Source organism: Streptomyces europaeiscabiei, from assembly GCF_036346855.1.
GTDB lineage: Bacteria > Actinomycetota > Actinomycetes > Streptomycetales > Streptomycetaceae > Streptomyces > Streptomyces europaeiscabiei.
This window is the reverse complement of record NZ_CP107841.1, coordinates 5166404-5192400: the sequence shown is the minus strand read 5'-3', so window position 1 is coordinate 5192400 and position 25997 is coordinate 5166404. Positions and strand designations below refer to the sequence as shown.

The following is a 25997-nucleotide window of genomic DNA, read 5'->3' as shown; positions in this document are numbered from 1 at the left end:
CAAGTGTAGTTATCCACAGGGATATTGAGGATTCTGTGGACAACTGGTCATAGAATTCAGGGCGATTGGTCAATTTTATTACCTTTATGTATATTTGCCGCGAGGGTGTCCAAGGTGCGCGTCTGTACCTCCCGTTCGGCTGCCGCCGTGATGAAGGCCGAAGTCTGCGCCGGACCAACCAGCTTCTCCACGGCTCGCATTGTGGACGCCGGGATCCGGACGGAACGCACGTCGTCCGCAGGTTCGGCGGCCGGTTCGGTGTCCAGGTGCCGACGCAGCTGCCGGGTCGCGAACAGTCGCATCGCGCGGGCGAGTTCGGCGTCCACTGTCTGCTGGGCCAGCGGCCGCAGCCGTCGTACGAGCGTCGCCGCCTTGACCACGTCGGCCTCGGTCGGTGGCTGATGCACCCCGATGTAGCGAGCGAACAGGTGCTCGGTGGTGAACTCCAGGAAACGAGCGGCGATGTGCTCCACCTGTCCCCGCAACTCCCGTAGATGACCGGCGATCGCGGACAGCGGTACCCCGGCCTCGTGCAACTCGGCAGCCACAGCCAGCTCTTGGGGGCTCGGCACGAGGAAGAGGTCCTCCTCCCCGGGCACCTGCTCCAGTACACCCAGCTCGACCGCGTCCGCCACCGCCGCTTCGTCCGGAGCGCCGCCGAACCGCTCGACCATCTCGGCCCGCGAGATCCGTACGGCCTTCTCGTCGGTCCACGGCCCGTCGACCTCCGCGGCCAGGCCGAGTACCCCGCCGAGTCCGCGGCCCGTGTCCCAGGCCTCCAGAAGCTCCTTGATGGAAGCCAGGGTGTAGCCGCGGTCGAGCAGGTCGGCGATCTGGCGCAGTCTGGTCAGATGTCTGTCCGAATACACGTTCGCCCGGCCGCGCCGCTCGGGGCGGGGGAGTAGTCCGCGGTCCTGGTAGGCGCGGATCGTCCGGACCGTGGCACCGCTGAGGTGCGCCAGATCCTCGATGCGATACGCGGCCCCGGCCGGTTCGTCGTTCAAGATCCTCGTGCCTCCATTTCTGCCTCGCCATGCCGTCCGCCGACGGCTACGCCGACGCCTTCCCCGCGCACTCGCGCCCGCTGCCGTACGTGCCGTGGGCGGCTTCGCCGGATACTCGACCGCCCTGCGCAGCTACCGCTCCTGTGACGGATGGCAGGAGCGGTGCAGATAGTGGTTGGATGCCCGCGCCGAGCATCCTCCACATGGGAACAGGCCCTTGCGTACTGCCCTGTTGTGCGCGGCGAGCGAGTGGCGCAGGCGTCCAGCGAGTTCGTGTCGTGCCGTATGAGACAGGCAGCGCCCCCGCGTCCGTCGGTGTAGCGCCGGGACGCGGGGACCGCCATGCTCGTGATCCGTCGGGCCTACGGGGCAACTCACTTCCCTGGGGAGCCTTCTGCCCCATGAACCGTTCCTTGACGGTGGCAGAAGCGGGCCCGGCCACTGGCACACCCCGAACGGTCTTGGGTGCGCTGGTCGCCCGTCTTCATGGCAAAGCGGCGGCACGGATCCCGTCCGTGTTTCAGGCCTGGTGGGGCGGGGTCCCCCACGACTTGATCTGCAGAACGCGGCCAGGGGCGGTTGGGAGGCCCTGACCCATCTCTCCGGTGGATCAGGGGCCCGCACACCGGCGCCGTCGAGGGAGACCCTGCGCGGGGCGACCACGTGATGCCCGTTCTCGTTTTGCTCGTTCCGGTGCCTCACAGCGGCGGCTCCAGTCGGGCGAGCGCCCGCAGCGCCCGCGGGGCGAACCGGGACATGAAGCGGCCGCCGTGTGCTTCCGGGGTGACGGGGACGACCGCCTGGTTGCGGACGACCGCGCGCAGGACGGCGTCCGCGACCTTCTCCGGCGGGTAGTTCCGCAGTCCGTACAGCCTCGTGGCCTTCCGCTGACGGCGCTTCTCCTCTTCGGCGTCGACGCCGGCGAAGCGCGCGGTCGAGGTGATGTTGGTGTTGACGATGCCCGGGCAGATCGCCGACACCCCGATGCCCTGCCCGGCCAGCTCCGCGCGCAGGCACTCGCTCAACATCAGGACGGCCGCCTTGGAGGTGCTGTAAGCGGGCAGCGACCTGGAGGGCAGATACGCGGCGGCCGAGGCGGTGTTGACGATGTGGCCGCCCTGGCCGCGCTCTGCCATCTGCCTGCCGAACAGCCGGCAGCCGTGGATCACGCCCCACAGATTGACGTCGAGAACCTTCCGCCAGTCCTCGGGAGTGGTGTCGAGGAAGGACCCTGACAATCCGATTCCAGCGTTGTTCACCAGCACGTCGACCACGCCGTACTCGGCGGCGACCTTCTCGGAGAGTTTCTCCATGGCCTGCTCGTCCGAGACGTCGACCGCCTCGGCCCAGGCTTCGGACGCGCCGATCAGCCGGGACAGCTCCGCGGTGCGGGCCGCTCCTTCGGCGTCCAGGTCGACGGCGACGACGCGTGCCCCGGCCTCGGCGAACGCGAAGGCTGTGGCCCGGCCGATGCCGCCGGCCGCACCGGTGACCAGCACCAACTGCCCACCGAAGCGGTCCGTGTACTTCCCGGTGGCCACCGGTGCGGGGCGTCCACCCTCGGTTGCCGTGACGAACTCGGTGATCCAGGCCGTCAGTTGATCGGGCCGCGTACGTGGGATCCAGTGCTTGGCGGGAAGGGTGCGGCGGAGGAGCTGCGGGGCCCACGACTCAAGGTCCTCGTAGAGTTGCTCGGAGAGGAACTGGTCCCCCAGAGGTGTGATGAGCTGCACGGGCGCGTGGGCGTACGCGTCGTCGCGGGGGCGGGCCAGACGGGCACGCATGTTGTCCCGGTACAGCCATGCCCCGTGCGCGGCGTCCGTGGGCAGCGACGAGCTCGGGTAGTCACCCCGGGGCAGTTTCTCGGCTCGCCGGATCAGGCCGGGCCACCGTTTGCCGAGAGGGCCTCGCCATGCGAGCTCGGGCAGCACGGGCGTGTGCAGCACGTAGATGTACCAGGACTTGGCGCCCTGGCCGAGGAGTTGACCGATACGGCGCGGGGTCGGGCGCTTCACCCGCCGTTCGATCCAGTGCCCCATGTGGTCGAGGGAAGGGCCGGACATCGAGGTGAAGGACGCGACGCGCCCCTCGGTGCGCTCGACCGTCACGAACTCCCAGCCCTGCACGGAACCCCAGTCGTGCCCCACCAGGTGCACGGGGCGGCCGGGGCTGACCTCGTCCACGACCGCCAGGAAGTCGTCCGTCAGCTTCTCCAGCGTGAACCCGCCGCGCAATGGCTCGGGTGCCGTCGATCCGCCGTGGCCGCGCACGTCGTACAGCACTACGTGGAAGCGCTCCGCGAGCCGCACGGCGACCTCGGACCAGACCTCCTTGGTGTCGGGGTAACCATGCACGAGTACCACGGTCGGCTGCTCGAGGTCGCCCAGCTCGGCGACGCACAACTCGACCCCGCCCGAGCGCACCCGGCGCTCCCGCGCGCCTTCGAGCGTCACCGTGTCCGTCACGTCTCCCCCTTCGGTCATCGGTACTTCTCCTCCGCCCACCGCCGGACGTGCGGTAGATCGTCGTCCAGCCAGAACGCGTTCTCCTCAGCATCTGCGGAGTCGGTGACGACCAGGATCTCCTCGAACTTCGCGCCCGTGCCCCGGAAGCCGAGGTGGGGCTCGACCGCCCACAGCCCAGGCCGCGGTGGGTGGTCGGAGAACCGGTACGGCGACCACAGCGGCGACCAGCCGTCGCGGTGTCCGCGCAGCGCATCGGCCGCCAGGCCCTTCAGGGACTGTGTGCCGAACCCGAAAACATGCGGTGACCAGCGGCTTTTCTTCACCCGGTCCACCTTGTGCGCGATGACGCCGAACGGGTAGGCGCGATGTCGGTTGGCATATCCCTGGCGGATCATGAGCCGGTTCACGTCCTCGTAGATCTCGCGCAGCGACCGACGCTCGCGCACCTCGCGCAGGATCAGCTCGCGGTGTGCTCGAAGGTCTGTCATCAGCTTGTCGTGCAGAGGGCTCGGCCCGAGGCAGCCCGAGTAGCCGATGTCCGCCGTGTGGCCCTTGTATATGGGGGCCATGTCGAGGATGAAGGGCATGCCCGCTTCGAGGCGGCGGTCGGTGGGGAAGAACTGCAGCGGTACACGGAAGTTCACGAACGCCGTGCGGTCCCCGAACCAGGCGAAAGGCAGGTGGAACCAGTCCTGTACGCCGCGCTCCCGCAGCCAGTGGCGCTGCATGCGAGCCGCCTCGCGCTCGGTCATGCCCGGTTTCAGCTGGGCCGCGACCGCTTCCGCGCACTCGTACGCCAGGGTCTGGACCTGCCTGAACCCCCGCAGTTCTGCGGTGAGTCGGCCTGTCGGTGCCGAGGTCATGTCACTGCCCCACCCGTCTCCGTCGACTACGGTCCGTGTTCGCAATGTGACATCAATGAATGTGACAGTGATTGGCGACTGCGTCAATGGTGGGTGCTGGGCTGTGGAGAACCGTCGGCCACGGAGACAGGCGGGAACCCGGCCACGGAGACAGGCGGGAACCCGGGCACGAAACGGCGACGCCGGTCGTTCAACAAACGATGGCGGCTGCCACGCGGCTCGGTTCCGGCGGGTCGTTCGACCTCAGGGTGACCCCTAGGGGGACCGGCGGTGGATGCCCCCTACGGGCCCGTACGACTCGAGGGTGACGGCGAGACAGCTCTGCGGGGTGACGACCGCGGCGGTCCGCGCCCCTAATGTCTAAATCGTGACTGTGATCGCGACCGAAAGCCTGAGCAAGCGGTTCCCGAGGGTGACCGCTCTTGACCGGCTCTCCATGGACATCGGACCCGGTGTGACGGGACTCGTCGGTGCCAATGGCGCCGGCAAGTCCACACTGATCAAAATCCTGCTGGGTCTGTCCCCCGCCTCGGAGGGCCGAGCCGAGGTGCTCGGCCTCGACGTCGCCACCAAGGGCGGCGCCATCCGCGAGCGCGTGGGGTACATGCCGGAGCACGACTGCCTGCCGCCCGACGTCTCGGCCACCGAGTTCGTCGTGCACATGGCCCGCATGTCCGGACTACCGCCGACCGCCGCACGTGAGCGCACCGCGGACACGCTGCGCCACGTCGGCCTGTACGAGGAGCGATACCGCCCCATAGGCGGCTACTCCACGGGCATGAAACAGCGAGTGAAGCTCGCCCAGGCCCTGGTGCACGACCCGCAGCTGGTCTTCCTGGACGAGCCGACCAACGGCCTGGACCCGGTCGGTCGGGACGAGATGCTCGGCCTGATCCGCCGCATCCACACCGACTTCGGAATCTCGGTGCTGGTCACCTCCCACCTGCTCGGCGAGTTGGAACGCACCTGCGACCACGTCGTCGTGGTCGACGGCGGCAAGCTTCTGCGGTCCAGCTCCACCAGGGACTTCACGCAGAACACGGCGACCCTCGCGATCGAGGTCACCGACAGCGACGAGCACCCCGACGGCACCGGCGCGCTGCGCGAGGCGCTTCACGCGCGCGGAGTGACCGTCTCCGACGGAAGCGGCCTCCCGGGAGCAGGACACATCCTGCTGCTCACCGCACAGGGCGAGGACACCTACGACCTGGTCCGTGACGTCGTCGCCGACCTGGGGCTCGGCCTGGTCCGTATGGAGCAGCGCAGGCACCAGATCGCCGAGGTCTTCCAGGACAACGACGAACAGACGGGCACCCGGAGCGCCCAGGACGCAGGGAAGGAGGCGGTCGGCCATGGCGGTTGAGCAGCACGGTGCACAGGCACCGGCCCTCGCCGGTGGACAGCCCGCTCGCACGGGTGAGCAGAGCCGCATCCACAACATCGGATACCGCTCCTACGACGGCGCCCGCCTAGGCCGCGCCTACGCCCGCCGCTCGTTGTACTCGCAGTCCCTGCGCGGCGCGTACGGACTGGGCCGCTCGGTCAAGTCCAAGGTGCTGCCCATGCTGCTGTTCGCGGTGATGTGCGTGCCGGCGGCCATCATGGTGGCAGTCTCGGTCGCCACCCAGGCCAACGACCTTCCCATCAAGTACACCGACTACGCGGTCATCATGCAGGCCGTCATCGGCCTGTACGTCGCCTCCCAGGCACCGCAGTCCGTCTCGCGCGACCTGCGCTTCAAGACCGTCCCGCTGTACTTCTCGCGCCCGATCGAGACCGCCGACTACGTCCGCGCGAAGTTCGCGGCGCTGACCTCGGCGCTCTTCATCCTGACCGCGGTGCCCCTGCTCGTGCTCTATGTGGGTGCGTTGCTGGCCGAGCTCGACTTCACCGACCAGACCAAGGGACTCGCGCAGGGACTGGTGTCCGTGGCACTGCTCTCGCTCCTCTTCGCAGGCATCGGCCTGGTGATCTCGGCGGTGACCCCGCGCCGTGGTTTCGGCATCGCGGCCGTCATCGCCGTCCTGACCATCTCCTATGGGGCCGTGTCCGTCGTCCAGGCCATCGCCGATGTCCAGTCCAGCGCCGACGCGGTGCCCTGGCTCGGTCTCTTCTCGCCCATCACGCTGATAGACGGCGTACAGACCGCCTTCCTGGGTGCCGCCTCCGCCTTCCCCGGCGGACACGGGCCCTCCAGCGGGCAGGGAGCCCTCTACCTCCTCGTCGTCCTGGGTCTCATCGCCGGTTCCTACGGCCTGCTGATGCGCCGCTACCGAAAGGTCGGGCTGTGACCACGCTCAACATCGACCACGTCTCACGCTGGTTCGGCAACGTGGTGGCGGTCAACGACGTCACGATGACGATCGGCCCCGGTGTCACCGGCCTGCTGGGCCCGAACGGCGCAGGAAAGTCCACCCTCATCAACATGATGGGCGGCTTTCTCGCCCCCTCCACGGGCTCCGTCACACTGGACGGCACGCCGGTGTGGCGCAACGAGCAGATCTACAAGCACATCGGCATCGTCCCCGAGCGCGAGGCGATGTACGACTTCCTTACGGGCCGCGAGTTCGTCGTCGCCAACTCCGAGTTGCACGGCTTCGGGGCGAAGGCCGCCCAGCGGGCGCTCGCCACGGTGGAGATGGAGTACGCGCAGGACCGCAAGATCTCGACGTACTCCAAGGGCATGCGCCAGCGCGTGAAGATGGCGTCCGCGCTGGTCCACGAACCGTCTCTGCTCCTGCTGGACGAGCCGTTCAACGGCATGGACCCGCGCCAGCGCATGCAGCTCATGGACCTTCTGCGGCGTATGGGCGACGAGGGCCGCACGGTGCTGTTCTCGTCCCACATCCTCGAAGAAGTCGAACAGCTGGCGGCCCACATCGAGGTGATTGTCGCCGGACGGCACGCGGCGAGCGGCGACTTCCGGCGCATCCGTCGCCTGATGACCGACCGTCCGCACCGCTATCTTGTGCGCTCCAGCGACGACCGGGCCCTGGCCGCCGCGCTGATCGCCGACCCGTCGACCGCCGGGATCGAAGTGGACCTGGCCGAGGGTGCGTTGCGTATTCAGGCCGTCGACTTCGGCCGGTTCACGGCCCTGTTGCCGAGGGTGGCCCGGGACCACGGCATTCGTCTGCTCACGGTCTCGCCGTCGGACGAGTCCCTCGAGTCCGTCTTCTCGTATCTCGTAGCGGCGTAGGAGGCCGAAGATGTACGACCCCACAGTCGCCCGGCTCACCTACCGGGCTCTGCTCGGCCGCCGTCGGGCCCTCATTCTCAGTGCGCTGCCCGCCCTGCTGATCGTGCTCTCCGTGGCCGTGCGCGCCCTGAGCGGCGCCGACGACCAGGTGGCCGTAGACCTCCTCGGCGGGTTCGCGCTCGCCACGATGGTGCCGATCATCGGCGTCATCGCGGGAACGGGCGCCATCGGACCGGAGATCGATGACGGCTCGGTGGTCTATCTGCTGGCCAAGCCGGTGAAGCGGCCGACGATCATCTTCACCAAGCTGATCGTGGCGATCGCGGTGACCATGGCTTTCTCGGCCGTACCGACACTGCTCGCGGGGCTGATCCTGAACGGCAACGGACAGCAGATCGCGGTCGCCTACACCGTGGCGGCGCTGGTCGCCTCGATCGCGTACGCGGCGATGTTCCTGCTCCTCGGGACGGTCACCCGGCACGCGGTCGTCTTCGGACTCGTGTATGCGCTCGTCTGGGAGACCCTCTTCGGGTCTCTGGTGGACGGGGCACGCACGCTCAGTGTCCAGCAGTGGGCGCTCGCCGTCGCCCAAAGAGTCACCGACGGTGGTCTCGTGACGTCCGACGTGGGGCTGCCGACCGCGGTGGTTCTGCTGACGGTGGTCACGGCGGGCGCGACCTGGTACGCGGGGCAGAAGCTGCGGACGCTGAAGCTGGCCGGCGAGGAGTGACGGAACCCTCCGGGGCTCGGCCCCGGAGGCTCACCTTTCCTTGATCTTGACAGGGGCTTCACGCCTGTCCCGGCAGACTGAACGAGCGGAAAACGAAGGGCACAAGCGGCCAGGAGGGGCGGCCAGAAGGCAGGAGGAACGGGGATGGCAACGGAGGTGTCGCCCGAAGGCGGCGAGGCGCAGGGCGCGCTGACCGACGGCACGGTCGGGGACGGAGCGGGCTCTGCGGCTGCACCGGGTGCCGGGGGCGGAGGCACAGCTGGCCTCGGGCCCGGCGCGGGTTCCGGTGGAGTACCGGGCGCCAAGGGGGGATCCGGACCCATGTCGGAACCAGGCGTCCGGGCCGAGGCGGGTGCCGGGAGCGCGAGCGAGGGCGTCTGGGACGGCACCGTTCTGGACGAGGACTTCATACGGTCCGCCGAGACGGCCGAACCGTCGGCGCGGGCCCGGATGCTCGCGGCGCGCTGGCGGCGACAGGCCCCCGATCCTCAGCCCTGGCGCTCGGACGAGCCGCCGGCCGGGTGGTTCTTCAGCAAGGCGCGACGCCGCAGGTGGCGCCGCCGGTGATCGCTCGACGCGGCCGTGGCCCTTGCGACGGATATTCGGTGGCGGGCAACTCAGCCGCCGGGCACAGTGGTTGATGTCCAGGTCGCCGGGTCGCGCCGGTGCCACGTTCTGGGAGAGGAGCCCGGCGATGCTGTCCTTCAGGTGCAGTACGTCGAGTTCCCAGCGGGGCAGCTCATGGCGGGTTCCGGAGTAGTTACCCCTCCGTCGAGTCCGTCCCCCCAGCGGGGGTGCTGCCCGGGGCGGCCGCTTCGAGCGCGCGAATCGCTTCGCGTGGGCCGCCCACCCGGAGGATTGGCCGAGTGGTAAGGCACCGGCTTGCTAAGCCGTGGTCGGGTTCTGCCCGCGCACGTTCGATTCGTGCATCCTCCGCCGTTTCGCTGTCGCTGTGACTTGGCCCAGGTCGTGGGCTTGGGGGTACGTAGAGGGAGGCTCGCGGGGGTGTGCCCCCTCGGGGGCCTTCTTGAGGGGGCTCGGCGGTCTGTGCTGGTGCTGAACGGGGTGGGTGTTCCGCTCACCGGCGCTTGCAGGGTGCCGCCTGCGTCCACCCGTGGCGCCCCGGCGGCACGACTGCCCGCAGCCGGGGAGGCGGGGTGGAGTGCCGGGCCTGCGGCAAGGCAGGCTGTTGGTTCCGCCCCCTACGGCACCTCTCGGTGGCGCTTCCCCATCCACCACTGCGCGCTCTCAGCGTCGTCAGCTTCACCGCTACGTCAGCTTCCCCGCTACCCCACACTTAGTCGTCGGCTCCCCTGCAACCGCGTGCCTTGCTGTCGTCGGGTCCCCCGCCGTCGCGTGCCTTGCTGGTGTCGGCTCCACCCGCCGCCGCGCGCTCACTCGGTTGTCGGCTCCCCGCTATCGTGCCGCTCGATGTCGACGGCTCAACCACCACCGAAGCCCTCAGTGCGGCCGACTCCCGGCAGGCTGGCGGTTCGCAGGGCGAACCCCCTGGCGTCGGCCAACCCCATCGGCGTCGCTTCGCCGGGGCGTACGGTGCCGCCGGCTTCTAGCTCAGCAGGCGTTCCAGTACCTCGGCGATGCCGTCGTCCTGGTTGGAGGAGGTCACTTCGTCGGCGATGGCCTTGAGGTCGGCGTGGGCGTTGGCCATGGCTACGCCGTGGGCGGACCAGGTGAACATCGGGATGTCGTTGGGCATGTCGCCGAAGGCGATGGTGTCGGTGCGCTTCGCGCCGAGGCGGCGGGCGGCAAGGGAGAGACCGGTGGCCTTGGTGAGGCCGAGAGGAAGGAGCTCGACGATGCCCTCGCCGGCCATGGCGACCGTGACGAAGCCGCCGGCGGCCTGGCGGGAGGCTTCGGCGAGCTCGTCGGAGGTCAGTGTGGGGTGCTGTATGTAGATCTTGTTCAGCGGAGCTGCCCAGAGGTCGGACACGTCTGTGAGCGGAGTGGTGGGCAGCGTGCCGTGCAGGGAGTAGCCGGCGCCGACCAGAATTTCGCCCTCCAGACCCGCCTGGCTGGCGGCCAGGTGCAGGGGTCCGACCTCCGCCTCGATCTTGGCGAGGGCCACGGCGGCGAGCTGTCGGTCCAGGGTGACGGCCGTGAGCAGCCGGTGCTCTTCGGCGTCGTAGACCTGGGCGCCCTGGCCACAGACGGCCAGTCCCCGGTAGCCGAGGTCGTCGAGGATGTGGCGGGTCCAGGGGACGGCCCGGCCGGTGACGACGATGTGGGTGGCGCCCGCCGCGGTGGCTGCGGCGAGCGCCTCACGGGTGCGTGGAGAGACAGAGCCGTCGGAGCTCAGGAGCGTTCCGTCGAGATCGGTCGCGATCAGTTTGTACGGGAAGCCCGAGGGCTGCACGGACGGTTCGGAAACCTCGGACGCCTCGGACGCCGTGGTCTTCCCGGAGTCCGAGGAGCCCCCGGGGGCAGCCGCTTCGCTCACTTGGCTACCGGCTCCAACACCTCGCGGCCGCCCAGGTAGGGGCGCAGGACCTCGGGGACGCGGACGGAGCCGTCGGCCTGCTGGTGGTTCTCCAGGATCGCCACGATCGTGCGCGGGACGGCGCAGAGTGTGCCGTTGAGCGTGGCCAGAGGCTTGACCTGCTTGCCGTCACGGACACGGATCTGTAGACGGCGCGACTGGAACTCCGTGCAGTCGGAGGTCGAGGTCAGCTCGCGGTACTTGCCCTGGGTCGGGATCCACGCCTCGCAGTCGAACTTGCGCGAGGCAGAGGAACCGAGGTCGGCGGAGGCGACGTCGATGACACGGAAGGGCAGTTCGAGCGACGTCAGCCACTGCTTCTCCCAGTCCAGCAGACGCTGGTGCTCGGCCTGGGAGTCCTCCGGCGCGACGTACGAGAACATCTCGACCTTGTCGAACTGGTGGACGCGGAAGATGCCCCGGGTGTCCTTGCCGTGTGAACCGGCCTCGCGGCGGAAGCAGGGGGAGAAGCCCGCGTAGCGCAGGGGGAGGCGGTCGGCGTCGATGATCTCGTCCATGTGGTACGCCGCGAGCGCGACCTCGGAGGTGCCGACCAGGTACAGGTCGTCCTTGTCGAGGTGGTAGACGTCCTGGGCGGCCTGGCCGAGGAAGCCCGTGCCGGCCATCGACTGCGGGCGGACCAGCGCCGGGGTCAGCATCGGGGTGAAGCCGGCCGCGGTGGCCTGGGCGATCGCCGCGTTGACCAGGGCGAGTTCGAGGAGGGCGCCGACGCCCGTCAGGAAGTAGAAGCGCGAGCCGGAGACCTTGGCGCCGCGCTCGGTGTCGATGGCACCGAGGATCGTGCCGAGCTCCAGGTGGTCTTTCGGCTCGAAGCCTTCGGCTGTGAAGTCGCGGATCTCGCCGTGCGTCTCCAGCGTGACGAAGTCCTCCTCGCCGCCGACGGGGACGTCGGGGTGGACGAGGTTGCCGAGCTGGAGGAGGAGTTCCTGGGTCTCGGTGGCGGCCGTGTCGCGCTCGGCTTCGGCGGCCTTGACGTCGGCCTTGAGCTGTTCCGCGCGCTTGAGCAGTTCGGCCTTCTCGTCGGCGGATGCCTTGGGGATCAGCCTGCCGAGCGATTTCTGCTCGGCGCGGAGCTCGTCGAAGCGGACGCCGGAGGACCTGCGCCGCTCGTCGGCGGACAGGAGGGAGTCGACGAGCGCGACGTCCTCTCCACGGGCGCGCTGGGACGCGCGCACACGGTCGGGGTCCTCACGGAGCAGGCGAAGGTCAATCACCCCCCAAGGCTACCGGTGCGTGGTTCCGGCCCACGACTCGAATTCACTCCCCGCCACTTATGTGCCGATTTAACCCAAATTTCGACCTCGACGCCCGGAAGGGGTGAAGGGTGGCGAAGGGTGTGTGCGGGTGCCGGTAGAAGTCAATGAATTGGGGTCCACCCCCCCGAAAGGAGGTGCGGGCGTGGTGCCTGGTTGACTCGACTTCCTTGTGCCGTAAGGGACTTGGGGATCGACTGTCCACAGAAGTCCACAGCGCAGCAGAGTTATCCACAGGCTGTGCGAAAGATCTGTGGATCGAGGGAAAGATCATTGGGATGGCGGGCCGTCGACTTGAGGATTCCCGACTCAAACCACCTTCACGCCCACTTTCGAGTGGATTCGCGGGTAAATGGGTAGCTCTAAAGGATTGACGGGAGGGGACGCGTGGACGAAGGGTGACCTACGGGGTTGTGGACGCAATGGAGCCCGTGAAGGGGATTTGTCGACTACGTGGCGATGTGTTGTCGACTTGTCCCCAGGTCGAGAAGCCGCCCTGTGGATAACTTCTGTGGACAAAGAAAATAAGCAGGTAGGACCAGCGGCAGGCGGGCCCGAAGTCGACTCCGTGGAGTCGACTTCCTGGGACGTGCTCCCTGGAACCGGCTTCCTGGAAGCGGCCGTCCTGGGACAGGCTTCCTAGAAGCGGCCGTCCTGGCAGCGCGCCACCCAGTCCGCCGCGGCCACGAACTCGGCGTCGGAGGTGCCCGGCAGAGTGGGCCGGATCTTCGCGGTGGCTGCATCCGCACGCGGGTACGAACCGAGGAAGCGGACCTGGAGGCAGATCCGTTTGAGGCCCATCAGCGCCTCGGCCACCCGGCGGTCGGAGATATGGCCCTCGGCATCGATGGCGAAGCAGTAGTTGCCGATGCCCTCGCCGGTCGGGCGGGACTGCAGCAGCATGAGGTTGACGCCACGGACGGCGAACTCGCCGAGCAGGTCGCGCAGTCCGCCGGGGTGGTCGTCGCGCTGCCAGATGACGACGGAGGTCTTGTCGGAGCCCGTCGGGGCAGCGGGCCGGGCGGGGCGGCCGACCAGGACGAACCGGGTCTGGGCGTTCTCCGCGTCGTGGATCTCGGTCTGCAGTGCCTCCAGGCCGTACCGCGAGGCCGCGAACTCACCGGCGAAGGCGGCGTCGTAGCGGCCCTCCTGGACGAGACGGGCGCCGTCGGCGTTCGAGGCGGCGGACTCCCAGACGACGTCGGGCGAGAGGTTGGCCTTCATCCAGTTGCGGACCTGCGGCTGGGCGGCCGGGTGCGCGGTGACCGTCTTGATCTCCGAGAGCTTGGTACCCGGCCTGACCAGCAGCGCGAAGGTGATCGAGAGGAGCACCTCGCGGTAGATCATCAGCGGGGCGCCGGCGACCAGCTCGTCGAGCGTGGTCGTGATCCCGCCCTCCACGGAGTTCTCGATCGGGACGAACGCGGCCTCGGCCTCGCCGTTGCGGACGGCGTCGAGCGCGGCGGGGACGGACACCATCGGGACGAGCTCGCGGGTCGCGGACTCCGGCAGCGTGCGCAGGGCGACCTCGGTGAAGGTGCCCTCGGGGCCGAGGTACACGTAGCTGGCTGGCATGGACTCACCCTAATGGGCCTTGCGGGGCCCCGGCGCACTATCTTGCCCCCACCACCCCGGAGAGCGACGTACGGCTCTGTGGGCGCCCGCACGCCTCCCGGAGACGTCGGGACGCGGCGGGCCAGGGCCGGGCCGGTCGGGGCGATCGGAGGGTGACCCAGCCTCCTCCCACGGGGCAACCCTCCAATCGGCCAACCCTCCAGTCGGCTAACTCTCCAACAACCCCTGCCCCACGTACTCCCCCTCCGCCGCGCCTCCCGGCACCGCGAAGAGGCCGCTCGACTCGTGGCGGATGAACTTCGACAGGGCGTCGCCGCGGTCGAGTTTGCGTTGCACGGTGACGAAACCGCGGAGAGGGTCGGCCTGCCAGCAGACGAAGAGGAGACCGGCGTCGGGGACACCCTTCGCGTCGATACCGTCGTGGAAGGAGAACGGGCGACGGAGCATGGCCGCGCCGCCGTTCTGGTCGGGCCGGGTGATACGGGCGTGCGCGTTGATCGGGACGAGGAGATTGCCCTGGGCGTCGGTTTTCTCCAGGTCCATCGCGGTCGTCTCGATCGCCTTCGTGCCCCCGCTCAGCGGCGCGCCGTCGGACTTCCGGCGCCCGATGACGTCCTCCTGCTCCTTGACCGAGAGGTGCTCCCAGTCGTCGAGGAGCATGCGGATACGGCGTACGACGGCATACGAGCCGTTCGCCATCCATGCCGGGTCCGAGCCACCCGAGGAAGGCACGAAGATCCGCTCGTCGAAGTCGGACTCGGTCGGCTTCGGGTTGCGGGTGCCGTCGATCTGCCCCATCAGGTTGCGGGCCGTCATGGGGTGGGCCGTGGCACCCGGCGAACGGTTGAAGCCGTTCATCTGCCACCGCACCCGGGCCGCCCTGCCTGCGTCCTTCTGGATCGCGCGCAGGGCGTGGAAGGCGACGAGTGCGTCGTCGGCCCCGATCTGCACCCACAGATCGCCGTTGCTCCGCGTTCTGTCGAGCTGGTCCGAGGAGAAGTCGGGCAGCGGGTCCAGGGATTCCGGGCGCTGCTTCTCCAGGCCGGTACGGGCGAAGAAGCTGTGCCCGAAACCGAAGGTGACCGTCAACGACGACGGTCCCGCGTCACGGGCGATACCGGTGTCGTCCTGGGCCGCGGCCTCGCCCGCCATCAGCCGCCGGGCCGTCTCCGACCAGCGGCGCAGCAGAGCGGCGGCCTCCTTGTGCCCGGCTCCGGCGGCCAGGTCGAACGCGACGAGGTGGCCGCGTGCCTGGAGGGGGGTGATGATCCCCGGCTGATGTTTCACGTGAAACATCACCTCCCCGGCGCCGAGGGAGGACAGAGGGGCGACCTTCTCGGTCGAGGAGGAGGATGAGGAGGATCCGGCCGCGTATCCGGCGGCGCCGCCTACCGCGCCCAGCGCGAGGCCGGTTGCGCCGGCGGTGCCCAGCAGGAGGCGACGCGAGATCGTTCCACCGGGGGGTGGGATATTGCTCTCCTGCCGCGACTCCGAAGGGCCGGACGGCGACTGCGCGTCGTTCGTGGTCGCTCGCCCCCGCGCGGCGGCAGTCGTGGGTTCAGCGCCGCCCCGCGTCCCTTCAGGGGTGGCGGAGTCGCCGTCGACAAGGTCCTGGTCAGCCATGATGTGTTTCAGCCGATCTTCGCGTTCTTGCTGACGGTCACCTGGTCGATCTCAGATGTCCGTACGGTGATCTCGATCTTCCAGTTGCCGGCCATGGGGATCTGCACGCCGTTCGCCGTCCAGTGACCGGTGGTGACGCGGTCGGGGACCACGGGCAGGGGGCCGATCTCCTTGGCCTCCAGGGTGAAGGCGACCTTCACCTCGGGGATGTCGAAGGGCTTGCCGTCGGGGCGCTGGACGTAGACGTGCATCTCGTTGGCGCCCACGCGCGCGGGGTCGATCTGCAGCCGGGCCACGCCCTTGCCGTTCTTGCCTCCCGTGTCGAACGACATGTCCAGCGCCAACGCCCCTGACGTCTCGTCCTCCTGCGTCACGGCAGCGTTGGCCGCCTTGGCCTCCTCCACCGTGCGTCCCGGTTCGGTGGCGGTCAGCACCGTCGTGACGGCGAGCAGTACGACCGCGACGCCGGCCTCCGCCAGCACCGACCGGCGCAGACCCGTTCGGCCCGGATCGGCGTTCCGTATCCGCTGCTCACGCGCGCTTGCCACCGCCGCCTGCTGCCGGGCGAGCTGAGCGGCTCGCTCGGAACCCTCGCCGGTGACCTTCTCGGAACCTCCGCCCGCGCCCCGCGCGGAGCCACCGGTGGCGTGCGTGGCCGCCGGCTCCTTCTCCACCGCGGCTTCCGCTTCCACTGCGGCTTCCGCTTCCACTGCGGCTTCCGCTTCCGCCACGGCCGGTGCTTCCGCCAGTTGCGCGGTCCACCGGCGGGAGATCCACGCGATCCCGACGAGTACGGCGACCAGGCCGACTTTCACCAGGAGCAGCTGCCCGTACGAGGTGCCGGTCAGCGCGGACCACGTGCCGACCTGGCGCCACGACTGGTAGATCCCGGTCGCGGTCAGGACGAGCACGCTGCCGAACGCGACCCGCGAGAACCGTCGTACGGCCTCGGTCTCGATCTGTGCGTCCACAGGGGCCCGGAACAGTGCCACGAGCAGGGTCGCCAGGCCGCCCAGCCAGGCGGCGACCGCCAGCAGGTGCAGGATGTCGAGGGGCATCGAGATGCCCGTCTGGATGCCGGTAGAGGCGTGCTCGGCCATCGCCCAGCTCGCGGCGAGACCGGCGGAGACCACGCCCCCGCCGATGGCCAGCCCGAAGGTGAGGTCCCGCCGGAGGGACTCGTCGTCGGCCTCTTCGTCCCCGGAGTCCTCTTCTGAGTCCTCTTCGGAGCCCTTGTTCGAGCCGTCCTTCGAGTCCTCCTCCAAGTCCCCTTCTGAATCCCTTTCGGTGTCGGTGTCCCCGGAAGGGCCCGAACGAGCCCGAGGAACCTCCACGGCCTCTCCGTCGTCCTCGGCCTCCTCGTCCCGTCGTGCGTACGCCCCGAACAGGACCGCGATGAACAGTGCCGCCGCGGCGAGCAGCAGCAGGCGGGAGACGAGGGCGGCGCCCGTCTTCGTCTGCAGGACCTGGCCCAGGAGGTCGAGGTCGAATACGTCGCCGAGCTTGCCGGAGCCGGTGTAGGAGCCGCGCAGGAGCAGCATCGCAAGGGTGGCGGTGGTCAGCGCGAGCCAGCCGGAGACCACGAGCCGCTGCACGGGCCGTACCCCGGCACCGCGCTGCCAGCAGGCCAGCACGAAGGCCGCGCCGCCGACCAGCAGGATGAAACCGGCGTACGACAGGTAGCGCGCGAACCCGTAGAGGCCGCCGACGACCCCGCCGCCGACCTCCTGCTCGGGTACCGCGACCGTCGTCTTGGAGGGCGCCCCCACGGAGAAGGTGAAGGCGCCGGAGACAGGGTGGCTGTCCGCCGAGACGACCTGGTAGGTGACGGTGAACGTGCCGTCGGGCAGGCCCGAGTGCAGCTCCACCGCGTAGCTGTTGCCGCCCAGGTCGGTGACCTCGCCGGTGTCGGCCTCCTTGCCCTTGGGGTCGTACACGCGCACCGCGCCGTCGGACATCGCGACCTTCTCGGAGAAGGTGAGCGACACCTGGCCCGGTGCCTCCTGGACCACCGACCCCTGCTGCGGGTCGCTGCCGGTCAGCGCGGCGTGCGCGGAGACGGGCACGGCACCGGCGAGCAGCGCTCCGACGGTGGCGAACAACAGCAACAGCAACGGCCTCAACCGGCTCAACGGTGCTACCTCCCTCAGTGCCCGCTGGTCGGCTGGTACGTCGCCGACTTCACTGGCATCTCGACCGTGATGGCCCCGGACTTGGTGAAGTTCAACCGCAGGGACACCGTCTCGCCTTCCTTCGGCTTGCGCTTCAGGTTCTCGAACATCAGGTGGTTTCCGCCGCTCTTGAGCACGAGTTCGCCGTCGGCGGGGACCTTCAGGCCTGTGACCTCCTGCATCGACTGCCCGGTCGTCTCGTGGACAGTGACGTCGCGGGCGATGTCGCTGGTGACGGAGGTCAGCTCGTCCGCCGCACCGCCGTCGTTCTCGATGACGAGGTAACCGGCGGCCAGGGAGTCCGTGACGGGCTGCGGCATGTAGGCGGACTTCACGGACAACTTCGCGGCGGACGAGGCGGAGTCGGAGGACCCGCACCCGGTCAGGACGAGCGCGGCGGTGGTGACCAGGAGGGGGCCGGCGAGTCGATGCCTCACGGGTTCTCGCCCTTGAGCAGCTTCGGCAGGTCCTTCTCGTAGTCCTGCACGGTGGCCTCGTCGTCGTACAGCACATAGCCCTCGTCGGTCTTCGGCGAGAACGCGATGACCTGGGTGCCGTGCTCGGAGATGGTCTTGCCGTTCTCGTCCTTGGTCGGCGGGTTGATGGAGATGCCGAGCTTGAGGGCGCCGGCCTGGATGTCGTCGAAGTCGCCGGTCAGGCCGACGATCTCGGAGTCGATGCCCTTGAGCCACTTGCCGAGTTCCGCCGCGGTGTCCCGCTCCGGGTCGGTGGTGACGAAGACGAGCCGGAGGTTGGCCAGCTCCGACTTGGACACCTTCTTCGCCACCTCCTTCTTCGCGACCGCGAGGTTGTTCATGGTCAGCGGGCAGACGTCGGGGCAGTTGGTATAGCCGAAGTAGATCAGCGTCGGCTTGCCCTCGGTCTCCTTGCGGAGGTCGTACGACTTGCCGTTCGTGTCGGTGAGGACCAGGTCCGGCTTGGTGAACGGCTGGTCGAGGACTGTGGCGGCCTTCCGCGGGCCGGTGTCGGAGACCTCGGCGACCGATGTCGTCGAGGCGTCGCCCGTGCCGCAGGCCGAGAGGGTGAGGACGGCCGCGACCAGCAGGGCGCCGGCCGCGAACGTCTTCTTCGTCGTGTTCGTGCGCATAGAGAAATGTCCCAGTTGTTCGAGCCCCGGCGCGCACGGGGGCGTACGCCGTCGCGGACAGCCTGTGTACGGACTTCGGTACGGACTTCGGTACGGACTTCGGACGAAGTTCGGGACGGAGTTCTGTACGGGGCCGCGTGCGCGCCGAGGGGGGAAGGGGCCGAGAAGGCGGAGGCTCAGACGTTCGTGCGCCGGCGGCCGGCCAGGACGCCGTACGCCACGCCCGCGGCGCCGATGACGATGCCGACGATGCCGAGGACTCGGGCGGTGGTGTCGCTGGAGTCGGCGGGCGCGGCGGCGGTCTCGTTCGACGCGGCCTTGGCGTCGTCGGCGTCCTCCGACTCGTCGGAGGCGGTGGAGGCGCCGGACGAGCCGTGGTGGTCCTCGGAGGCGGCCGACAGCGCGAGCACGGGTGCCGGGTTCTCGGGCTCCTCCTCGCCGTCCTTCGGCACCTCGATCCAGCGGACGACCTCCTTGTTGGAGTACGTCTGGATGGCCTTGAAGACCAGTTCGTCGGTGTTCTCGGGGAGCTGGCCCATGGAGACCGGGAACTTCTGGAAGAAGCCCGCCGCGATGCCGTCGCCGGTGGCGGTCCAGGTGATCTTGGAGACGGCCTCGTCGATCTGCTCGCCGTGCAGTTCGACCGGCTTGTCGAGCTTGGCCTTGGTGACCTTGATCTTCCAGCCGGGGATGGCCTCCGGCTGGGCCGAGGCGAGCGGGTGGTCGGTCGGGAAGTTGACCTCGAGCTCGGTGGTCGTGGCGTCGTCGCGCTCGTTGGGGACCTTGAAGTTGACGGTCGCGTACCCGCCCTTGGCCGCCGTGCCCTCCGCCGCGACGCTGACGTGCGCGAACGCGGGGCCGGAAAGGAGGAGGACGGCCGAACCGGCGAGGGCGCCGACGGCGGCGATACGAGAAGCCTTCATGACTGGTGACACTCCACAGTGAGTGAGGGAGAAGAGAGGAAGAGGGGCCGCGCGCGCCACGAGCCGGCAGCCGAGGCCGGGAGCGGGGAGCCCGCGGCCGGGAGCGGAAACGGATGCGCGCGTTTCTCGTCGTCCTACGACGGACTCCCCCTCCAGGTGTGGAGTGAGCGGGCGTCGGGTCAGGCGGCGAGGGCGAAGACGGGCGCCGCGGTCGGCGGGCCGCGCCGGACGAGCGTGTGCTGGAGGGAGGTCGTCCGCAGGGTCGCGGGCGCCGTGTACCCGGCGCGCGGGGCGGCCGAAACGGCCTCCGGCGCGCTCGGGAGCCCGGACCGCAGGACCCGCGCCAGCGCGAGCGCCCCACGCAGGGACCCTACGAGTGGCTCCTGCGCCGACAGCCGGGTCAGGCGCAGCAGCGCCAGGTCGCCGTGGCGGAGCATCCACCCGGCGGCGAGGGCCGCGAGTACATGGCCGAGCAGCATGGGCAGGGACGGCAGGAGGGCGGCGGGGGAGCCTGTGGCGGTCGTCATGGCGTCTGCCGGGTCGTGGGCGGCGTGTGTGCCGCCGACACCGGCCTCGATGAGGATCCGCCGGGCCTGCGCGGGGCTCAGGGCCGCCGCGGTCGCGCCGCACACGAAGCGGGCGGCGCGCTCGACGAGCACGCTGTCCATGGCTTCCGTGGTCCGCGACGCGGTCGTCGCCCCATGCCGGCCCAGCCCGAACAGAATGTGCAACAGGATCTGGCCCACCGCCAGCGTCGCCGCGATGCCTGGCAGCGAGCGTTCGCGCCCGGCCAGCGCGGCCGCGACGGAGAAGACGCCGACGAAACCGACGCCCAGGCTCCACAGCGGGATCGCCGCGCATGAGGCGAGCGCGTGTCCGGCCCCGGCCAGCACGACGCAGACCGCGGCGAACACCGCGGCCCGCAGAACCCGGAGTTCACCTCCGGCGCGCGCCCGGCGCGGGGCGCCTGGCCGGTGTGGATGGGGGGCAGTCATGGCGGGCCCATCATCGCACCGGGGCGCTCCGCTGGGTTCGGCGGGTTCATGGGGTGAGGTACGGGGGGACGGGGGGCGGTGTTCAGGTGGGGGTTCGGGCGCGATGGGGGTGGGGTGCGTGGGCGGTCGGCGGGTGCGAGTTGTGGGGAGCCTGTCGCGCAGTTCCCCGCGACCCTGAAAGGGCCGCCCCCGTCCCCTTGATCGCGAAGTCGTCCGGGGCCCAAGCGTTGTGGGCCCGAGTGTCGAAAGTGGTGGGTGATTCGGAAGGGTTCGGTCCGCATACACCGAATGCGCGGGGGACGCATCCGCCGTATGGGCGGAGAGACTGTGTCCGGGCGATTGCGCACCGCTCTCGGCGGCAATACGTAACGGTATGTCGAGCCGCGGCCTGGAGGCTGGAGCATGAGCATCTGGTGGTCACTCCATTTGCGGCGCGAGGCTGCGAGCGTGCCGCTCGCCCGGCGACTGCTGATCGGCACGATGGAGACGGCGGGCGTCGACCCGGACGTCTCCTACGACCTCTCCGTCGCCCTCAGCGAGGCCTGTGCCAACGCGGTCGAGCACGGCGGCGCGGTCTCGGCCGGCGCCACCACCGAGGCGTACCGGGTCACCGCCTACCTCGACGGTGAGAAGTGCCGTATCGAGGTCGCCGACTCCGGCCCCGGCTTCCCGCACCGCCATCCGGTCCGCCCGGCCCACACCGACGCCGAGAACGGCCGCGGCCTCTGCCTCATCCGCGAACTCGCCGACCACGTCCACATCGGCAACAAACCGGGCCACGGCGGCGCCGTCGTCAGCTTCGACAAGATCCTCAAGTGGCGCGAGGACGCACCGCTGGTGGCGGTGTAGCGCGCCCAGGCCCGCGCCCGGTCGTGTAGGGCCCGCGCGTTCCCGATGAAGAGCCGCTGCCGACGGGGCTAGGTTCCCTACGCGGTCTGGGCCGGGGCCGGCCGGTCGGCCGTGCACCGGAGGCATGTGAGGCGACCAGCGTGGGCGCCCGCTGTTGATGGGATCGAGCCGATCGCCGACGAAGCGTCACTGAACACGGCCGTCATGGCCCGTGCGACTCGGCGGCGCGTGGTGCCACGGCGCGGAGTTCTATGGTTCGTGACCCGGCGGTGCGCGGTTCCACGACGTACGGCGACGTCATGCCGTACGTCCACGCTCGCGTAAGTGCCGTACGACGAAGGACCGCCCCATGGCGGGGGCGTGCTGCCGCACACCACCCCGCCCCGAGCCACTCTGGACCCGCGTGCCCCCAACCACGCGCGTGGGCCTCGGTCTCTCCGATGTTTCCCACCGAGGCCGGACGTGGTGCGAAGCCCAAACCCGCTGCGGTGGTTCACGATCGGCGGAGGAGACGATCGGCGGACACATGGGTGGGACGGGACGACAGGGGACGGCATTGCAAACAACGGCGCGTTCCTCGCACGCTCGACGGCTCGCTGTCGGTCGAGCAGGGTGCGGTGCCGCCCACTCGGCGCGGTGCCGCCCACCTCGGCGTGCTGCGGGCGCCGACCCAGGTCGGTCCTGAGTCGGGCCGTAGGCCAGGGAGGGCTCTCCGCGAAGACATCCGGACTCAGGTCACGTCTGTTGCGGCTCCAGGTCCCGGCCGACCCGGCGCCCGGCGCGGACGGACTCGGTGACCGGATGGGCGTCGCCCAGCAGCTGTGACAGCCTGGACTCCGCCTGCTGCTGGAGCCGCTCGGCCTCGTCCCCCCGCCGCATGCCCCGCAGGGTCACGGACAGGTTCCCGGTACTGACCAGGACGTCCGGGTGATCCGCCCCGAACCGGGCGCGGAAGCCCTCAATGGCCAGCCGCTCCCACTGTTCGGCCCGGTTGTGGAGCCCCAGATCGCCGTAGGCGTTGGCGAGGTTCAGGCCGGCGGACAACACGGCGGGGTGGTCGCCCCCGAGGTCCGCCGCCAGGGCGTCGCGGGCCCGCTCGCTGAGTTCGGCGGCCCTCTCCGCCTCGCCCAGGGCGCGGCGGTAGATGGACAGGTTGTTGAGGCAGCACATGACGAACGGGTGCTCGGGTCCGAAGATGTTCCTGTACCCCTCCAGCACCTCGTCGACCAGCTCGACCGCACGCGCCGCGCCGTGCTCCGGATCCGTGGCGAAGTAGTCCGCGGCGAGGTTGAGCCCGCAGGCCAGCGCCTCGGGGATCGTGCTGCCGTAGCGGTCGCGGTACAGGGTGTACGTCTCCCAGGTCTCCTGGGTGATCCGCAGTGCCTCCGCGACCTGGCCGTCTTTGCGCAGGGAGACCGCGAGGCTCTTGTCGACCCGCAGTACCTCGGGCACGTTCGGGTTCATGACCTGCTTGAAGCCCTCGCGGACCTCGCGCAGGATGTCCACCGAATTCTTGTAGTCGCCCAGTTCCCGCAGGTCGCGGGCGTGGTGGCCCTGGGTGGTCAGGGTGTACGGGTGCAGCGTTCCCAGCAGCGCGGTGCGGCGGCGCACCGTGTCCTCGTCGAGGCGGCGGGCGTCCTCGCTCTGACCGGCGAGCCGGTAGTCGATCGCGAGGTTGTTGGCGGAGGTGAGGGTACGAGGATGGTCCTCACCGAAGATCTCGCGGAAGCCACGGTAGATCCGCTGGTCCAGTTCCAGGGCCTCGGTGAAGCGGCCCACCGCCCGTAGGTCGGCGGCAAAGCTTCCGGACGTGATCAGGATGCTCGGATGGTCGTCGCCCAGGAGCTGCCGCTGGTCGGCGAGGGTCTTCTCGTCCAGATCCAGGGCGTCCTGGTACTGGCCCTGCGAGCGCAGCACGTTGGCGAGTTCGAAGCGGAGATTGAGGATCTGTTCGTCGGTGGCGTTCGGGAACTCGCCCGACCAGAACTCGTTGAGCTGGGTGCTCAGGGTGCGGGCGGCGTGCAGGTCGCCCCGCTTCCACAGATACCGGACGCGGTAGACCATCAGCTGCCGCGGTTCCTCCTCCGAGCAGTTGCGGATGTCCGAGGGCGTCAGATGCGGCCAGATCACCTCGTAGCCGGGCCACTGGGCGGGGTCGTCCAGGGCCTCCTCGGGCGGTCGGGCGGCGGCGAGGATGCGGTGCACCTCGTGGATGGTGTCGTCGAACTTCTGCTCGTCCATGCTGTCGCGCACGGCGGCCTGGACGAGGCGGTGCACCTGGATGGAGTTGTCGGTCGAGTCGACCTTGGCCAGGGCGAAGCGGTTCAGCGCCTGGGTGACCCGGCCGAGCATGTAACGGGCGCGCAGATCCCGGTCGTACGGCAGCAGCGCCCTGATCATCGCGTCGCTGCCGATGAGGGCCATGGAGATGGGCTCGGCGGCGAAGAAGGCGCACAGTTCGAGGAGACGGGCGGCGGCCGGGGACTCATCGCGGAGGCGGTTGATGGAGATGTTCCAGGTGGCTCCGACGGACCGCGGGTAGTCCACGGCCTCCACGGCCTCCTTGACGGAGAGCACCTGGGTGGACTGCTCGCGCAGTTGTTCGATGTAGGCGTCGACGGGGGTGGCCGTCGCCTCCAGCCACGCGGCCGCCACCTCGATGGCGAGCGGCAGGTCGCCCACCGCGTCGGCGACCAGCCCGCCGTCCTCCTCGCTCAGCCCGGGCACCCGGCGGCACAGGTGCTCCACGCTCTCCTCGCGGGTGAAGACCTCCATCTCCAGCGGCTGGACCTTGGGCAGCGCGGGCCGGGTGCGGGTGGTGGTGATGATGTGGCCGTAGACGTCGTCGGGGACGGGGCCGGTGTACTCCGGGAAGCTGTGGAGCACCTTGTCCAGGTCCTCGACGTTGTCGAAGATCAACAGCCATCGGTTGAACGGCTCACCGTTCCTGAGGGCCTGGATGACCGATTCGGCCGCCTCCTTGACGTCCTCGCCGACGCCGAGTTCGAGGTGCCGGGCGAGCGCGGCCAGCTTCGGCGGCACCAGCTCCGGCTGCTCGGCGTCGACCCACCACACCAGGTCGTAGTCCGCCATGAACCGGTGGGCGTACTCACGGGCGAGGTGCGTCTTGCCCACACCGCCGAAGCCGTGCAGGACCTGGGGCACGCGCTGTCCGGAGCGGTTCGCGGTCAGCTGCTGGCGCAGCCGGTCCAGGATCGTGGAGCGACCGGTGAACCAGCGGTATCGGGCCGGGACGTTGGAGATCCGTCGGCCGAGTATGGGGAACCGCAGCCCGCGGGCGCTCGGGGTCACGGTGGAGACGGACTCAGGGCGGTCCAGTCCGTTCAGCAGCGTGGTGTACGCCTGGGTCTCGGTCAGGCCCTTGAGGTCGATGACGCCCCGGGCCGCGAACGGAAGGCTGAGCTGTACGTCGTCGATGCGGATCGACACCGGCTGCTGCCGTTTCTCCGAGCCGCTGGAGTGCACGGCCGCCTCCCACGCCGCCCGTGCCCGGCGGGAGTCGACGAAGCTCGGCGAGAGCACGGCGAGCACCCGGTGCGCCCCGCCGGGCATGGCCTCGGCGCCGATCTCGGCCGTGGGCATCGACTGGACGTTCTTGGGCGTCACCTCGAAACCCGCGCCGCGCAGCACGGATTCGAGCCAGTCCACCCACATCCGGTCCTCGGACACGTAGTAGAGCGTCAGCTGGGACGGCGGCGTCGGCCGCTGCCGGGTGTACGCGCTCTTGTACCGGGCCCGCTTCGCCTCGCTGATCGGCGGCAGCTTGGTCACCCGCTCCTCGGTGATGACCGAGGTGAGCCGCTCACAGGCGCTCAGCATGGAGTTGGCCGACTTCGGCGGGTCGCCGAACGCCGCGAGGATCTCCTCGTAGGCGTAGTACGGCTGGTAGAGGACCTCCGTCGACGCCCAGTAGTCGGCCAGCTGGTCGGAGTTCAGGCCGGCCGGCAGCCCGGAGAAGCGTTCCTTGGCGCGGGCACGCCCGGCGTCGAGCTTGTCCTTCTCGCCGAGGTCGATGCGCATGGCGACGGGCAGGATGCGGATGCCCTTGTCACCGTGGAGTTCCTTGATGTCCTGGGCGACGGAGGCGGCACCCTCGATGCTCTGCTCGCTGAGGGTGTAGCAGACGACCAGGGTGTCGGGCATCTGCACGGTGCAGATGTCCGCGAGGTCGCTGAGACCGGTACGGCTGTCGATCAGGGTGAAGTCGTAGTAGCGCTGCATGTCGGCGCGCATCGCGTCGAAGAACTGGCCGCCGCCGTAGCTCGCGTAGAAGCGGTCCCAGTCCATGTTGCCGACGATGGGGTAGTCGCGGTGCCGCTTCCCGGCGGACAGGAAGTCCAGGCTGCCGCCGTCGGGGAAGGCCCAGTCGAGGGAGAGCGCGTGCGGCCGGACCCGTGCGTAACTGCGGTGCCAGTCCGCCGCCCGGTCGGGCAGATTGCGCAGGGCCTCCCGCCGGTACTCGTCTATGAGGTTGATCAACCCGGGCGTGCCACGCAGTAAATGGGCGTCCAGGAAGGGGTGGAAGAACTTGTGGAGGCCCGGTGCCTCCAGGTCCCAGTCGACGGCCAGCACACGATGGCCGTTCGCGGCCAGGATCCACGCCACATTGGCGAGTGCCATGGTCCGTCCGGTACCGCCCTTGTACGAGTAGAACGTGATCACGGTGCCGTTGCGGCTTTGCGCCATGTTTCTGCCTTCCG

General features: G+C 69.6%; 19 protein-coding genes and 1 tRNA gene. 7 read left to right on the top strand and 13 right to left on the bottom strand.

What is annotated here, in order from left to right:
• Nucleotides 1–56: 56 nt before the first annotated feature.
• The 3 genes from OG858_RS22755 to OG858_RS22745 form a co-directional block, all read right to left on the bottom strand.
• A complete protein-coding gene (locus OG858_RS22755; RefSeq protein WP_408059483.1) occupies nucleotides 57–1007 on the bottom strand; it encodes a MerR family transcriptional regulator in 951 nt (316 codons plus the stop codon).
• A 695-nt stretch (nucleotides 1008–1702) separates the two neighbouring features.
• Nucleotides 1703–3487: an SDR family oxidoreductase gene (locus OG858_RS22750; protein WP_328544529.1), complete on the bottom strand. Its 1785-nt coding sequence runs from the start codon at nucleotides 3485–3487 to the stop codon at nucleotides 1703–1705.
• A complete protein-coding gene (locus OG858_RS22745) occupies nucleotides 3484–4332 on the bottom strand; it encodes a M24 family metallopeptidase (RefSeq protein ID WP_319314907.1) in 849 nt (282 codons plus the stop codon). Before OG858_RS22745 ends, OG858_RS22750 begins: the two co-directional genes overlap by 4 nt.
• 373 nt (nucleotides 4333–4705) lie before the next feature.
• Here OG858_RS22745 and OG858_RS22740 point away from each other — a divergent pair, with 373 nt between their 5' ends.
• The 6 genes from OG858_RS22740 to OG858_RS22715 all read left to right on the top strand — a co-directional run bounded on the left by OG858_RS22740 (nucleotide 4706) and on the right by OG858_RS22715 (nucleotide 9197).
• Nucleotides 4706–5695, top strand: coding sequence for an ABC transporter ATP-binding protein (locus tag OG858_RS22740; RefSeq protein WP_086746993.1), 990 nt, complete (start codon nucleotides 4706–4708; stop codon nucleotides 5693–5695).
• Complete coding sequence (locus OG858_RS22735; RefSeq protein ID WP_179200829.1) at nucleotides 5685–6623, top strand: ABC transporter permease subunit; 939 nt, start codon at nucleotides 5685–5687, stop codon at nucleotides 6621–6623. Before OG858_RS22740 ends, OG858_RS22735 begins: the two co-directional genes overlap by 11 nt.
• A complete protein-coding gene (locus OG858_RS22730; RefSeq protein ID WP_046704279.1) occupies nucleotides 6620–7531 on the top strand; it encodes an ABC transporter ATP-binding protein in 912 nt (303 codons plus the stop codon). The genes OG858_RS22735 and OG858_RS22730 overlap by 4 nt, the downstream gene beginning before the upstream one ends.
• A 10-nt stretch (nucleotides 7532–7541) precedes the next feature.
• Complete coding sequence (locus tag OG858_RS22725) at nucleotides 7542–8261, top strand: ABC transporter permease (RefSeq protein ID WP_086746992.1); 720 nt, start codon at nucleotides 7542–7544, stop codon at nucleotides 8259–8261.
• A 321-nt stretch (nucleotides 8262–8582) separates the two neighbouring features.
• Nucleotides 8583–8828, top strand: a complete 246-nt coding sequence (locus tag OG858_RS22720) for an SGM_3592 family protein (protein WP_086746991.1) — start codon at nucleotides 8583–8585, stop codon at nucleotides 8826–8828.
• Nucleotides 8829–9113: 285 nt separating this feature from the next.
• A tRNA-Ser gene (locus OG858_RS22715) sits at nucleotides 9114–9197 on the top strand.
• Nucleotides 9198–9828: 631 nt separating this feature from the next.
• Here OG858_RS22715 and OG858_RS22710 read toward each other — a convergent pair.
• From OG858_RS22710 to OG858_RS22670, 9 genes are all read right to left on the bottom strand, one after another.
• Entirely contained in the window at nucleotides 9829–10635 is an 807-nt protein-coding gene (locus OG858_RS22710; protein WP_086751005.1) for a Cof-type HAD-IIB family hydrolase, read from the bottom strand.
• Nucleotides 10636–10715: 80 nt separating this feature from the next.
• Complete coding sequence (gene serS / locus OG858_RS22705) at nucleotides 10716–11993, bottom strand: serine--tRNA ligase (protein ID WP_319069017.1); 1278 nt, start codon at nucleotides 11991–11993, stop codon at nucleotides 10716–10718.
• 678 nt (nucleotides 11994–12671) lie between these two features.
• Nucleotides 12672–13607, bottom strand: a complete 936-nt coding sequence (gene pheA, locus OG858_RS22700; RefSeq protein ID WP_086751004.1) for a prephenate dehydratase — start codon at nucleotides 13605–13607, stop codon at nucleotides 12672–12674.
• A 207-nt stretch (nucleotides 13608–13814) separates the two neighbouring features.
• Nucleotides 13815–15230, bottom strand: coding sequence for an iron uptake transporter deferrochelatase/peroxidase subunit (gene efeB / locus OG858_RS22695; RefSeq protein ID WP_327724456.1), 1416 nt, complete (start codon nucleotides 15228–15230; stop codon nucleotides 13815–13817).
• A gap of 8 nt (nucleotides 15231–15238) precedes the next feature.
• Nucleotides 15239–17362: a copper resistance CopC/CopD family protein gene (locus OG858_RS22690; RefSeq protein WP_086751001.1), complete on the bottom strand. Its 2124-nt coding sequence runs from the start codon at nucleotides 17360–17362 to the stop codon at nucleotides 15239–15241.
• Nucleotides 17363–17376: 14 nt separating this feature from the next.
• Nucleotides 17377–17838 (bottom strand): copper chaperone PCu(A)C, encoded by a 462-nt coding sequence (locus OG858_RS22685; RefSeq protein ID WP_328544530.1) that lies wholly within the window; start codon nucleotides 17836–17838, stop codon nucleotides 17377–17379.
• Entirely contained in the window at nucleotides 17835–18509 is a 675-nt protein-coding gene (locus OG858_RS22680; RefSeq protein WP_327724453.1) for an SCO family protein, read from the bottom strand. The genes OG858_RS22685 and OG858_RS22680 overlap by 4 nt, the downstream gene beginning before the upstream one ends.
• A gap of 176 nt (nucleotides 18510–18685) precedes the next feature.
• Nucleotides 18686–19432, bottom strand: a complete 747-nt coding sequence (locus OG858_RS22675; RefSeq protein WP_086750998.1) for a YcnI family copper-binding membrane protein — start codon at nucleotides 19430–19432, stop codon at nucleotides 18686–18688.
• Between the two features lie 179 nt (nucleotides 19433–19611).
• Entirely contained in the window at nucleotides 19612–20427 is an 816-nt protein-coding gene (locus OG858_RS22670; RefSeq protein WP_328544531.1) for a hypothetical protein, read from the bottom strand.
• 402 nt (nucleotides 20428–20829) lie between these two features.
• On the opposite strand from OG858_RS22670, the gene OG858_RS22665 reads away from it, so the two are divergent.
• Nucleotides 20830–21276 carry an ATP-binding protein gene (locus OG858_RS22665; RefSeq protein ID WP_060891164.1) on the top strand — a complete coding sequence of 149 codons (447 nt, stop codon included), beginning with the start codon at nucleotides 20830–20832 and terminating at the stop codon, nucleotides 21274–21276.
• A 735-nt stretch (nucleotides 21277–22011) separates the two neighbouring features.
• Here OG858_RS22665 and fxsT read toward each other — a convergent pair.
• Nucleotides 22012–25983, bottom strand: coding sequence for an FxSxx-COOH system tetratricopeptide repeat protein (gene fxsT, locus OG858_RS22660; RefSeq protein ID WP_328544532.1), 3972 nt, complete (start codon nucleotides 25981–25983; stop codon nucleotides 22012–22014).
• Nucleotides 25984–25997 lie beyond the last annotated feature (14 nt).